This window comes from Streptomyces sp. TG1A-60 (assembly GCF_037201975.1).
Lineage (GTDB): Bacteria > Actinomycetota > Actinomycetes > Streptomycetales > Streptomycetaceae > Streptomyces.
Genome location: NZ_CP147520.1, coordinates 3,287,493 through 3,299,973 on the forward strand (window position 1 = coordinate 3,287,493; position 12,481 = coordinate 3,299,973).

The 12,481-nt window shown below is 70.3% G+C and carries 10 protein-coding genes; 3 read left to right on the plus strand and 7 right to left on the minus strand.

Annotated elements, in window-relative coordinates; genetic code table 11:
- Position 1: 1 nt before the first annotated feature.
- Positions 2 to 760, plus strand: a complete 759-nt coding sequence (locus WBG99_RS13770; RefSeq protein ID WP_338896596.1) for a LysM peptidoglycan-binding domain-containing protein — start codon at positions 2 to 4, stop codon at positions 758 to 760.
- Between the two features lie 121 nt (positions 761 to 881).
- Here WBG99_RS13770 and WBG99_RS13775 read toward each other — a convergent pair whose 3' ends face one another.
- The 3 genes from WBG99_RS13775 to WBG99_RS13785 all read right to left on the minus strand — a co-directional run bounded on the left by WBG99_RS13775 (position 882) and on the right by WBG99_RS13785 (position 4,431).
- Entirely contained in the window at positions 882 to 1,688 is an 807-nt protein-coding gene (locus WBG99_RS13775; protein WP_338896597.1) for an HAD family hydrolase, read from the minus strand.
- Between the two features lie 186 nt (positions 1,689 to 1,874).
- A complete protein-coding gene (locus WBG99_RS13780) occupies positions 1,875 to 3,077 on the minus strand; it encodes an FAD-dependent oxidoreductase (RefSeq protein ID WP_338896598.1) in 1,203 nt (400 codons plus the stop codon).
- Between the two features lie 70 nt (positions 3,078 to 3,147).
- On the minus strand, positions 3,148 to 4,431 hold the full coding sequence (locus WBG99_RS13785) for an ATP-grasp domain-containing protein (protein ID WP_338896599.1): 1,284 nt from the start codon (positions 4,429 to 4,431) through the stop codon (positions 3,148 to 3,150).
- Positions 4,432 to 4,635: 204 nt separating this feature from the next.
- Here WBG99_RS13785 and fahA point away from each other — a divergent pair, with 204 nt between their 5' ends.
- Entirely contained in the window at positions 4,636 to 5,898 is a 1,263-nt protein-coding gene (gene fahA / locus WBG99_RS13790; protein WP_338896600.1) for a fumarylacetoacetase, read from the plus strand.
- 22 nt (positions 5,899 to 5,920) lie between these two features.
- On the opposite strand, the gene WBG99_RS13795 is transcribed toward fahA, so the two are convergent.
- On the minus strand, positions 5,921 to 6,349 hold the full coding sequence (locus WBG99_RS13795) for a VOC family protein (protein WP_338896601.1): 429 nt from the start codon (positions 6,347 to 6,349) through the stop codon (positions 5,921 to 5,923).
- Positions 6,350 to 6,800: 451 nt separating this feature from the next.
- The gene (gene recQ / locus WBG99_RS13800; protein WP_338896602.1) at positions 6,801 to 8,888 is read right to left on the minus strand and encodes a DNA helicase RecQ; all 2,088 of its coding nucleotides are present in this window, start codon (positions 8,886 to 8,888) and stop codon (positions 6,801 to 6,803) included.
- A 122-nt stretch (positions 8,889 to 9,010) separates the two neighbouring features.
- On the opposite strand from recQ, the gene WBG99_RS13805 reads away from it, so the two are divergent.
- Positions 9,011 to 9,169 (plus strand): hypothetical protein, encoded by a 159-nt coding sequence (locus WBG99_RS13805; RefSeq protein ID WP_338896603.1) that lies wholly within the window; start codon positions 9,011 to 9,013, stop codon positions 9,167 to 9,169.
- 92 nt (positions 9,170 to 9,261) lie between these two features.
- Here WBG99_RS13805 and nuoN read toward each other — a convergent pair whose 3' ends face one another.
- Together nuoN and WBG99_RS13815 are read right to left on the minus strand one after the other, a co-directional pair.
- Positions 9,262 to 10,911, minus strand: a complete 1,650-nt coding sequence (nuoN, locus tag WBG99_RS13810) for an NADH-quinone oxidoreductase subunit NuoN (protein ID WP_338896604.1) — start codon at positions 10,909 to 10,911, stop codon at positions 9,262 to 9,264.
- On the minus strand, positions 10,908 to 12,479 hold the full coding sequence (locus WBG99_RS13815; protein ID WP_338896605.1) for an NADH-quinone oxidoreductase subunit M: 1,572 nt from the start codon (positions 12,477 to 12,479) through the stop codon (positions 10,908 to 10,910). Before WBG99_RS13815 ends, nuoN begins: the two co-directional genes overlap by 4 nt.
- Positions 12,480 to 12,481: the final 2 nt, after the last annotated feature.

Genomic DNA, 12,481 nt, shown 5'->3' on the forward strand with positions numbered 1-12,481 from the left:
CATGCCCGCACGAGGCAAGCACCGTCGCCCCAGAACCAACCCGCTGACCCGTGGTGTCGTCGCCGCCGGAACCGGCGGGGCCGCACTCGTCCTCCCGCTCGTGGTCGCCACCACCGCGAACGCCGCCGTACCGGCCCAGGCCGCCACCTCCGTACAGTCAGCCCCGCGGTCCGCGCCGGCCGCGGCGGCCAAGTCCCTTACGTACACCGTGGTCTCCGGTGACACGCTCTCCTCGATCGCGCGCAAGCACGGCACGAGCGGCGGCTGGCAGCGGCTCTACAAGGACAACCGCGCGGCCGTCGGCGACAACCCCGCGCTGATCCACCCGGGCCTGAAGCTGGCAGTGAAGGCGAAGAAGTCGTCCACCGCGCCGAAGGCCTCCGCGTCCGGCATGGCGTCCAAGGCCTCCACGGCCACACAGGCGTCGCTCAAGACGTACACGAACGACCTCGACGGCTGGATCCGCGAGTCGCTGGACATCATGGCGCAAAAGGGAATCCCCGGGACGTACAACGGGATTTACCGCAACATCATGCGGGAGTCGTCGGGCAACCCGCAGGCCATCAACAACTGGGACTCCAACGCCGCCGCGGGCACCCCGTCGAAGGGTCTCCTGCAGGTCATCGACCCGACCTTCGCCGCCTACCACGTGGCCGGCACCCCGTACGACCCCTACGACCCGGTCGCGAACATCACGGCGGCGTGCAACTACGCCGCCGCGCGGTACGGCTCGATCGACAACGTCTTCGGGCCGTACTGAACCGGGCGTGCTGAACCGGCCGTACCGAAGCAGGCGTGCTGACCCTGCCGTGCTGAACCCCTCGCCCAGGGCCTGATCCGCCGACAGGCCCTGGGCACACGGGCACACGGGCACACGGGCGCTACGAGAACAGCCGGTCCAGCACCACAGCGATCCCGTCCTCCTCGTTCGAGAGGGTCACCTCGTCGGCGACGGCCTTGAGTTCGGGGTGGGCGTTGGCCATGGCGACCCCGTGCGCGGCCCAGTCGAACATCGGGATGTCGTTGGGCATGTCACCGAAGGCGATGGTCTCGGCCGGAGTCAGTCCGAGATGGTCGGCGGCCAGGGCGAGGCCCGTCGCCTTGGTGATGCCGCACGGCTGGAGTTCGACGGTGCCGGGCCCCGACATGGTGACCGTCGCCAGCGAACCGACCGCCATGCGCGCCGCCGAGGCCAACTCGTCGTCGGACAGACAGGGATGGCGCAGCAGCACCTTGCTGATGGGCTCGCACCACAGGTCGTCCCGGCGCGGCACGCGTACGGCGGGCAGCGTGGGGTGCGGCATGAGGTAGCCGGGCTCGATCAGGGTGAGGCCGTCGGCCCCGTCCTGGTCGACGGCCGCGTACAGCTGTCCGACCTCGGCCTCGATCTTGCCGAGCGCGGTCTCGGCGAGTTCCCGGTCCAGGGTGACGGACCAGAGCAGCCGGTTCGCGCCGGTGTCGTACAACTGCGCGCCCTGCCCGCACACCGCGAGCCCCCTGCTGCCTAGGTCCTCCAGCAGCGGGCGCGCTCTCGGCGCCGGCCGTCCCGTCACCACGAGGTGCTGAGCACCGGCCTCCGTGGCCCGCGCCAGCGCGGCGAGGGACCGGTCGGAGAGCGTGTCGTCACTGCGCAGGAGCGTTCCGTCCAGGTCAGTTGCGATGAGTGTATACGCGGTGGGAGCGGCCATGATCAGAGAATACGGATGCGGCGCCCCATCGGTTCGACGCGAGCCGGACGACGTCCGGCACCCCGACAGCGGTACCGCACCCCAACGTCAACTCCCTTTTCCCGAAATGTTGTTCAGCGGAGCGTCACGGTCTCGCCCCTGAGGGGGCCGCACTCCACGGACCGGACCCGGCTTCCCGGAACCGCCTCACCCGTGCACCGCCGCGAGATGCCGAGCCAACCGAGGCGAGGCGAACTGCGTCCCGCACACGAACCGCATCACCGGCCCGTACGACGCCGCCGCCGGCAGCCCCGTGAAGTACAGCCCCGGTATCGAGGCCCGGAACCCCGCCCCCAGAACCGGCGCACCCCGGCTGACAGCCAGCTCGGTACGGAGTTCATGCCCCAGGAAGCCCATCGACCCGAGGTCGACGCGGTAGCCGGTCGCCGCGATGACATGGTCGGCGGCCAGTTCCTCGGTCCGGCCCTCATGGCTCCGCAGGGTCAGCCGCGGGCGCCCGTCGATGACGCCGGACCGCACGACCCGCGCCACCTCGCACACCTCGACCCGCCCCTCGAACCGCTCCCGCAGCCACCACGCGCCGAGCGGCCCGAGCACCCGGCGGACCAGGAAGTGCCGGGTGGTGGCGGGCAGGTACCGGTAGGGGTGCGGGTAGTAGCTGAGCGCGTACAGCGACCAGGCCCGGCCGAACGGTGACTCGGGACGCAGCCGGGGCTGGTCCCAGGGGGGCGCGCCGAAGGCCACCGCGCCCCGGCCGCGCGCCACCACACGCACCCGGGCGCCGGCCTCGGCCGCCAGCACCGCCGTCTCCAGGGCGGACTGCCCCGCGCCCACGACGATCAGTTCCCTGCCCTGGAACCGGCTCAGGTCGGGGTGCTGGGAGCTGTGCGAGACGGGCCCGGTGGGGGTGGGTCCGTCGACGGTCGCGCCCGCCAGCCCGGTCGGCAGATGGGCCAGTCCGGACAGCCCGCTCGCCACCACGACGGCCCGTGCCGTGAACAACTCTCCCGAGTCCAGCTTGAGTTCGAAGCCACCACCGTTGCCCCGGTCCACGGACACGACCCGCACCCGCTCCAGCCCGGGCACGAGCCGCTGCTGGAACCACGTCCCGTAGGAGATGAACGTCCCCACCGGGATGATGTCCTCGTCGGTCACCAGCCTCCTGATGCCGGCCGCCTCGCAGTAGTCGGCGAGGGTGTGACCGCCCTGCGGGGCGTCGATGGTGGACGCCACCGGGGTCGACTTGAGCAGCATCCCGGCGGGCATGTTGTCCCGCCAGCTCACCATGGGTTCGCCGAAGACACGGACCGGAACCGACCGCGCCCGCAGATGCGCGGCGGTGGACAGGCCGAACGGCCCGGCACCGATGACTGCTACCGGTTGAATCACGAAGTCCCTCCCCAGGACGCGATGTGCCTACTTCGTGTGGCGCCGTTCGGTCACTGCCCGGGCACCCGCCTCAAGGGCGCACATGGCTGTTGCCGAGGCGGCCGGCCCGGCCGGCCCGATGGGTCCGCCACAGTTGGTGAAGATGCTTCGCACCCGGCCGTACGAAGCGCGCGAGCATCGTGAGGAACGGCAGCGGATCGTCACCCGCGAGCCACGCCAGCTCCGTACCGCTCGCGCGAGCGGGCGCGTGCGGCGTGGTGTACCCGCTGCGCCGGTAGGCGAGCAGGGCCGGCAGATCGATGTTCTCCACGATGTACCGACGTCCGGCGCGTTGTTCCCCCTCCGGCACCGGACGTCTGGTCAGATCGAGATGCATGGCGCGTACGACGTCGATCCCGGCCTCGTTCTCGAAGAGCCGGAACTGCGCGCCCATCCGCGGATTGAAGTCAAGGAGCTTGTACCGCCCGTCGCGCCGGTCGAACCGCAGATCGAGGTCGATGACCCCGCTGAAACCGATCTGCTTGATGAACCGGGCGGCGATGTCCGCGAGTTCGGGGTTGTCGACGACATACGCGTTGGCCGTCATCCCCGCGTGCGGCGGCCACGACCGCACCTTCACCCCGGTGAACATCGCCAGTGGCGTCGAGTCCGCGTCGAAGTACGCGTGCACGATCCAGTCCTCGGCATCCTCCCGGGGCAGATACTCCTGCAGAATCACCCCGGGCCGCTCACCCCATCCACGGGCCAGCCGCAACAGAACCTCCCGGTCCGCGATCCGCGTGGTCCCGTTGACCGCGGGCTGCCGACGCCGCTCGAAAGCCTCCCGGTTCTTGGCCACCACGGGAAACCGGGCCCGTTCCGCGAACCGCTCGACCTCCTCGTACGACCGCGGAAAGGAACTCACCGGGCTGGAGATCCCATGCTCCGCACACAACTCGTGGAGCCCCTGCTTGCTGGCGAGCCGCCGAGGCAACCCGGCGTCCACCCGCGGAAAGAGGAACCGCGCCGCCAGAGCCCGCTGATGCTCGGCGACGAGAACCGCCGCCTCCTCATCGGTCGGAATGAGAACAGCGGGCCGCCCGATCTCCCGCCCGATGCGCAGCAGTCCCTCCACCAGGCACGCGGGCTCCTCCGTCCCGGTGGTCGGCCAGACGAACGCCCGCCGCAGATAGCGCGAGAGGGCGGCCGGTGTGTACCGGTCCTCCGTGATCGCGTACATCGGCACCCCGAGCCGCCCGAGGCTCCGGATGGCCCCGACCCCGCCATGGTGCAGCGGATAGTCACCGAACTTCACGACGAGCCCCGGAACATTCCGGTCCACCTGCACCGGCGCACTCCGAGCGCCCCTGGCCACGGGTCCCCCCACGTGTCCCCCCTACCGGACCCGGACCCACCCCGTCCGCGTCCCCCAAAGGACACTAAGCCGGAAGCTTTCCCTCCGACCCTCGCCTATCAGGACATTGCGAACTCTTTAGACACTCCCCGATCTTCGCACCGCAACGTAACGTGTGCCCCGACCAGAGGTACGACGGAACGCACGAGAGCGAGGCACCACCCGATGCCCCCCTTCGATGTCCCCGAAGGCGACCCCTTCGACGTCCCCGAGGGCCACCCCTTCGGTCCTCACAACCTGCCCTACGGCGTCTTCTCCCCCACCGGCTCCGACGCGCGCGCGGTCGGTGTCCGCCTCGGCGACCACGTCCTGGACGCCGGCGCGGCGGCCCACGCCCTCGGCTCCCCGTACGCCGCCCTCCTCGCCCGCCCCACCCTCAACCCGCTGCTGGCGGCGGGCCGCACCGCGTGGTCGGACATCCGCCGAGCCCTGACCGCCTGGCTGACGGTTGCCTCCCACCGCGAGACGATCACCCCCCACTTCCATCCCCTCTCCTCCGTCACCCTCCACCTCCCCTTCGAGGTGGCGGACTACGTCGACTTCTACGCCTCCGAGAACCACGCCCGGAACGTGGGCCAGATCTTCCGCCCCGACTCCCCGGACCCCCTGCCCCCCAACTGGAAGCACCTGCCCATCGGCTACCACGGCCGATCCGGCACCGTTGTCGTCTCCGGCACCGAGGTGGTACGGCCCTCCGGCCAGCGCAAGACCCCGGCCGACCCGGCCCCCGTCTTCGGTCCCTCCACCCGCCTGGACATCGAGGCGGAGGTCGGCTTCGTCGTCGGCGTCCCCTCTCCGCCGGGCACCCCCGTGGACCTCACGTCCTTCCGCGACCACGTCTTCGGCCTCTGCCTCCTCAACGACTGGTCCGCCCGCGACCTCCAGGCATGGGAGTACGTCCCCCTCGGCCCCTTCCTCGGCAAGTCCTTCGCCACCTCGGTCTCGGCCTGGATCACGCCCCTGGACGCCCTGGACGAGGCCCGCGTCTGCCCACCGGAGCGCACCCACCCCCTGCTGCCCTACCTCGACGACTCCGCCCCGGACGTCGACCCCGGCGGCTACGACCTCCGCCTCACCGTCACCGTCAACGGCCACGTGGTCACCGAGCCCCCCTTCTCCACGATGTACTGGACCGCCGCCCAGCAACTCGCCCACATGACCGTCAACGGCGCCTCCCTGCGCACCGGCGACCTCTACGGCTCCGGCACCGTCAGCGGCCCCTCCCCCACCCAACGCGGCTCCCTCCTCGAACTGACCTGGAACGCCCGCGACCCTCTCGACCTCCCCACCGGCGAGCGGACCTTCCTGGAGGACGGCGACGAGGTGACCATCACGGCCTGGGCCCCCGGCCCGAACGACACGAGGGTGGGCCTCGGAGAGGTGACGGGCAGGGTCGCAGGCCGGGACCGGGACGCGTCACGCGGCTGACGGATCGGCGGCGGGCGGCCCGTCAGGGGCGGGCGTAGGGCCGGGTCATGATCTCCATGTTGTGGCCGTCGGGGTCGTCGAAGTAGGCGCCGCGACCGCCGAAGAGACGGTTGATCCGGCCGGGTTCGGTGTGGCTGGGGTCGGCGTAGTAGGTGACCCCGACCGCCTCCAGTCGGGCGATCATGGTGTCGAACTGCTCGTCGGGCACGAGGAAGGCGTAGTGCTGCGACTGGATCGGCTCGTCACGCTTCTCGTAGTAGTCGAGCGTCACGCCGTTGCCGAGGTCGACGGGCAGGAACGGCCCGAACGGGGCGCCGACCTTCAGTCCCAGGATCTCGGCGAGGAACTCGGCGGACAGCCGCCGGTCGACGGCGTAGACGACGGTGTGGTTCAACTGCACGGCTGTCGGCGTCAGTTCGGAGTCGTGCGAGTGCTGCTGGTCATAGGACATCTGGTGTCTCCGGGTCTTGGGATCCGCTGGAACGGGGCGCCGCGCACGGGCGCCGGGAGCGAAGACGCGGAGAAGGGGGCGGGGCTCTTGCCCGCCTCGCGCTCACGCCGAGGCCGGGAACCCCACTCGTGCATGGCCCATGGCCGACCCGGCAGTCACCCGACCGACCTTAGTGACCCTCACGGACCGGGGCAACACCGTCCCTCACTCGTACCCCGGCCGCAGCCCCCACCCCCCGACCCGCCCTGAGCAGAACACCGCGCCGCCTGACCGAGGAGCCGCGGCCTAGTGCCGCGGCAGGCAATGTTCGCCCGTGAAGGAGCGGCGTCCGGTGCGTGCTCTCGGTGTGCCGGCCGGATGTCCTCGTACTGGGCGTACTCCGGCTTTCGGCCGGTGGGGCGAGAGGGGCGTGCCGGGCGTCGCGACGGGACGAACATTGCCTGTGACGGCACTAGTCCCAGTCGTCGTGCTCGGGGTCCGGCTCAGCGTCGGGCCAGTCGAAGTCGTCCCCCGCGTCACCCGCGTCACCGGCCGAAGCGGACTCCGACTCCGGCGACGCCCCCGGGGCCGCTCCCGGCACCCCTGGCTCCCCGCCGGGAGCCCCGCCCAGTACGGCGAGCACCCCCAGTACGCCCTCCCCGTACGTCGCCAGCTTCTTCTCGCCGATTCCGCTGATGGTGCCGAGTTCGGCGACGGATGTGGGACCCGCCGCCGCGATCTCGCGGAGGGTGGCGTCGTGGAAGATGACGTAGGCGGGGACGCCCTGTTCGCGAGCCTGATCCGCACGCCAGGCGCGCAGGGCCTCGAAGACGGGGAGCAGTTCCTGCGGCAGTTCGACAACGGCGGACTTGGCCTTGCGCTCACCCCGGCCGGAGCCCGAGGAGCCCGATCCGCCCGACGCCGACCGCGAGGTCACCGGCTTCTTCGGCTCCTTGCGCAGCGGAACGTCCCGCTCCCGCCTCAGCACCGCCCCGCTCTCCTCGGTGAGCACGAGCGTGCCGTACTCGCCCTCGACCGCGAGGAGTCCCTGGGCGAGCAACTGCCGCACCACACCCCGCCATTCGCCCTCCGCCAGATCCTCCCCGATACCGAAGACGGAGAGCTGGTCGTGGTCGAACTGGATGACCTTGGCGGTCCGTCGCCCCAGCAGGATGTCGACGATCTGCACGGCGCCGAACTTCTGCCCACGCTCCCGCTGCAACCGCACCACCGTGGAGAGCGCCTTCTGCGCGGCGACGGTGCCGTCCCAGGTCTCCGGCGGCACGAGGCAGGTGTCGCAGTTGCCGCAGCCGTCGGCCTGCGGTTCCTGGCCGAAGTACTCGAGCAGCTGGCCGCGCCGGCACTGGACGGTCTCGCAGAGCGCCAGCATCGCTTCCAGGTGGGCGGCGGCCCGGCGACGGAACGCCTCGTCGCCCTCACCGCTCTGGATCATCTTCCGCTGTTGTATGACGTCGTTCAGTCCGTACGCCATCCATGCCGTGGAGGGCAGCCCGTCGCGGCCGGCGCGGCCGGTCTCCTGGTAGTAGCCCTCCACCGACTTCGGCAGGTCGAGGTGGGCGACGAACCGTACGTCGGGCTTGTCGATGCCCATGCCGAAGGCGATGGTCGCGACGACCACCAGCCCTTCCTCGCGCAGGAACCGCGACTGGTGTGCCGCTCGGGTGCCCGCGTCGAGGCCCGCGTGGTACGGCACCGCCTCGACGCCGTTCTTGCTCAGGAACTCCGCGGTCCGCTCGACGGAGTTGCGGGACAGGCAGTAGACGATGCCCGCGTCTCCGGCGTGCTCCTGGCGCAGGAAGGACAGCAGCTGCTTCTTCGGGTCGGCCTTGGGCACGATGCGGTACTGGATGTTGGGCCGGTCGAAGCTGGCCTCGAAGTGGCGGGCCCGGGGCATGGCCAGCCGCTCGGTGATCTCCCGGTGCGTGGCGCGGGTGGCGGTGGCCGTGAGCGCGATGCGCGGCACGTCCGGCCAGCGCTCGCCCAGCAGCGACAGGGCCAGGTAGTCGGGCCGGAAGTCGTGTCCCCACTGGGAGACGCAGTGCGCTTCGTCGATCGCGAACACCGAGATCTTGCCGCGCCCGAGCAGATCCAGGGTTCCGTCGAGCCGCAGCCGCTCCGGCGCGAGATACAGCAGGTCCAGCTCCCCCGCCAGGAACTCCGCCTCGACCACGCGCCGCTCGTCGAAGTCCTGCGTGGAGTTGATGAACCCGGCGCGCACGCCCAGCGCCCGCAGCGCGTCCACCTGGTCCTGCATCAGCGCGATCAGAGGCGAGACCACAATGCCCGTACCGGGTCTGACCAGGGACGGAATCTGATAACAGAGGGACTTGCCGCCACCGGTCGGCATGAGCACGACGGCGTCACCGCCCGCCACCACATGCTCGATGACCGCGGCTTGTTCTCCCCGGAAGGTCTCGTACCCGAAGACCCGGTGGAGCACGGCCAGGGCCTCGCTCTCCGCCGGGCGCCCCGCGCCCACGGCCCCGCCCGGACCGAGGCCCGTCCCGTTCTCGTCCACCATCACACCCGTCCCGATCATCGCCCGTCCCCCGTGCCGTACGTGTTGTGCCGTACGTCTTGTGCCGTCCGTGGTCCTCCAGCCCCTGCTGCCACCATAGGCGCCCGCACCGACAGCCTCAGAGTTATCCACAGGCTCCGCCCGTGCGGTACGCGCCACGCCCACGCTCGGCCCATTGGACGACTCGTCTGGCACCCCCTTACTCCCTGCACGGCTGGATCTACAAGGAGAACCCCAAGGGCCTCTTCTACTCCTGGAACCCCGAGGTGCAGTGCCCCAAGCCCAGGCCGACCCCCCGCTGAGCCCGGCCCCACCAGCCCCGGCACAGACGACGGGACCCGGCCCCACGAAAGGGAGGTCGGGTCCCGTCACATCGACATGCTCGGGCGGAGCGTCAGCGCACGAACACTCCCGCCTGCCCCGCCAGATCCAGGAAGTACTGCGGCGCGACACCGAGCACCAGCGTGACGGCCACGCCGACCCCGATCGCGGTCATGGTCAGCGGCGACGGCACGGCGACGGTCGGCCCCTCGGGCCGGGGCTCGCTGAAGAACATGAGCACGATGACGCGGACGTAGAAGAACGCGGCGATCGCCGACGAGATCACACCGACCACGACGATCGCACCCGCGCCGCCCTCCGCCGCCGCCTTGAACACGGCGAACTTCCCGGCGAACCCGGAGGTCAGCGGAATGCCCGCGAAGGCCAGCAGGAACACCGCGAACACGGCCGCCACCAGGGGTGATCTGCGCCCGAGCCCGGCCCACTTGGACAGGTGCGTGGCCTCGCCGCCCGCGTCCCGCACGAGGGTCACCACGGCGAACGCGCCGATCGTCACGAACGAGTAGGCGCCCAGATAGAACAGCACGGACGAGACGCCGTCGGGCGAGGCCGCGATGACACCGGCGAGGATGAAGCCCGCGTGCGCGATCGACGAGTAGGCGAGCAGCCGCTTGATGTCGGTCTGGGTGATGGCGACGATCGCGCCGCCCAGCATGGTGACGATGGCGACGGCCCACATGACCGGCCGCCAGTCCCAGCGCAGACCTGGCAGGACGACGTACAGCAGTCGCAGCAGCGCGCCGAACGCCGCGACCTTCGTGGCCGCCGCCATGAAGCCGGTGACGGGGGTCGGCGCGCCCTGGTAGACGTCCGGCGTCCACATGTGGAACGGCACCGCGCCCACCTTGAACAGCAGGCCCATGACGACCATCGCGGCGCCGATGAGGAGCAGCGCGTCGTTGCCCATGGTTTCGGCGAGGGCGGGGTTGAGCTCGCCGACGGTGCCGTCGACGACCTGGGCGATCGTGGCGTACTTCACCGAGCCCGCGTAGCCGTACAGGAGCGCGATGCCGAAGAGGCTGAAGGCGGAGGCGAAGGCGCCGAGCAGGAAGTACTTGACCGCGGCCTCCTGCGACATGAGCCGCTTGCGGCGGGCCACGGCGCACAGCAGGTAGAGGGGAAGGGAGAAGACTTCCAGGGCGACGAACAGGGTCAGCAGGTCGTTGGCCGCCGGGAAGATCAGCATGCCGCCGATCGCGAAGAGCAGCAGCGGGAAGACCTCGGTGGTGGCGAACCCGGCCTTCACGGCTGCCTTCTCGCTGTCGCTGCCCGGCACGGACGCGGCCTGCGCGGCGAAGGAGTCGACCCGGTTGCCGTGCGCGGCCGGGTCGAGGCGGCGTTCGGCGAAGGTGAACACGCCGAGGATGCCGGCCAGGAGAATCGTGCCCTGCAGGAACAGGGCCGGCCCGTCCACGGCGATGGCGCCCATCGCGGCGATACCGGCCTTCGTGGTGGCGTATCCGCCCATCGCGAGGGCGACGACCGCGGCGAAGGCGGCCGTGAGGGCGACGACCGACAGGAACAGCTGGGCGTGGTAACGGTACTTGCGCGGTACGAGGGCCTCTAGCAGCACCCCGATGATCGCCGCTCCGATCACGATCAGAGTGGGCGACAACTGCCCGTATTCGATCTTCGGCGCGTCGATCTTGGTGATCGGCTCGGCCGCGGTTGTCCACAGGCTGTGGACGGCTGATGCGCTCACTTGGCCGCCTCCACCTCGGGCTGGGGGTCCTTCTTCTGGACGTCGGACATGGTGTGCTCGATCGCCGGGTTGACGATGTCGGTGACCGGCTTCGGGTAGACACCCAGGAAGATCAGCAGTACGACCAGCGGGGCGACCACCGCGAGTTCCCGCACCCGCAGGTCGGGCATCCCCTGGACCTCGGCCTTCACCGGGCCCGTCATCGTCCGCTGGTAGAGGACGAGGGTGTAGAGCGCGGCGAGGACGATGCCGAGGGTGGCGATGATCCCGACCACCGGATACCGCGCGAACGTGCCGACCAGGACCAGGAACTCACTGACGAACGGGGCCAGTCCGGGCAGCGACAGGGTCGCGAGACCGCCGATCAGGAACGTGCCGGCCAGCACTGGCGCGACCTTCTGCACACCGCCGTAGTCGGCGATGAGCCGGGACCCGCGCCGCGAGATCAGGAAGCCCGCCACCAGCATCAGGGCGGCCGTCGAGATGCCGTGGTTGACCATGTAGAGCGTCGCGCCCGACTGGCCCTGGCTGGTCATCGCGAAGATGCCCAGGATGATGAAGCCGAAGTGCGAGATCGACGCGTACGCCACCAGTCGCTTGATGTCCCGCTGTCCGACCGCGAGCAGCGCCCCGTAGATGATGCTGATGAGCGCCAGTACGAGGATCGCGGGCGTCGCCCACTTGCTGGCCTCCGGGAACAGCCCGAGGCAGAAGCGGAGCATCGCGAAGGTGCCGACCTTGTCGACGACCGCCGTGATCAGCACGGCGACCGGGGCCGTCGATTCCTGCATGGCGTTCGGCAGCCAGGTGTGCAGCGGCCACAGGGGCGCCTTCACCGCGAAGGCGAAGAAGAACCCGAGGAACAGCCACCGCTCGGTGCTGGTGGCCATCTCCAGCGAGCCGTTGGCACGGGCCTCGGTGATCTCCTGGAGCGAGAAGTTCCCGGCGACCACGTACAGGCCGATCACCGCGGCCAGCATGATCAGACCGCCGGCCAGGTTGTAGAGGAGGAACTTCACGGCCGCGTACGACCGTTGCGTCGACGCCGCCTCCTCACCGTGCTCGTGGGCGCGGTCGCCGAAGCCGCCGATGAGGAAGTACATCGGGATGAGCATGGCTTCGAAGAAGATGTAGAAGAGGAAGACGTCGGTGGCCGCGAAGGAAATGATCACCATCGCCTCGACGGCCAGGATCAGGGCGAAGAAGCCCTGCGTGGGCCGCCACCTCTTGTTCCCGGTCTCCAGCGGGTCGGCGTCGTGCCAGCCCGCGAGGACGATGAACGGGATGAGCAGGGCGGTGAGCGCGATCAGCGCCACCCCGATGCCGTCCACACCCAGTTCGTATCTGACCCCGAAGTCCTTGATCCAGGCGTGGGACTCGGTGAGTTGGTAGCGGTCGCCGCCCGGGTCGAAGCGGACCAGGACGATCGCGGCGAGCACGAGCGTGGCCAGCGAGACGATCAGCGCCAGCCATTTCGCGGCGTTGTGCCGCGCGGCCGGTACGGCGGCCGTGGCGATCGCCCCGAGGGCCGGGAGCGCCGCCGTCGCTGTCAGCAGGGGAAAGGACATCG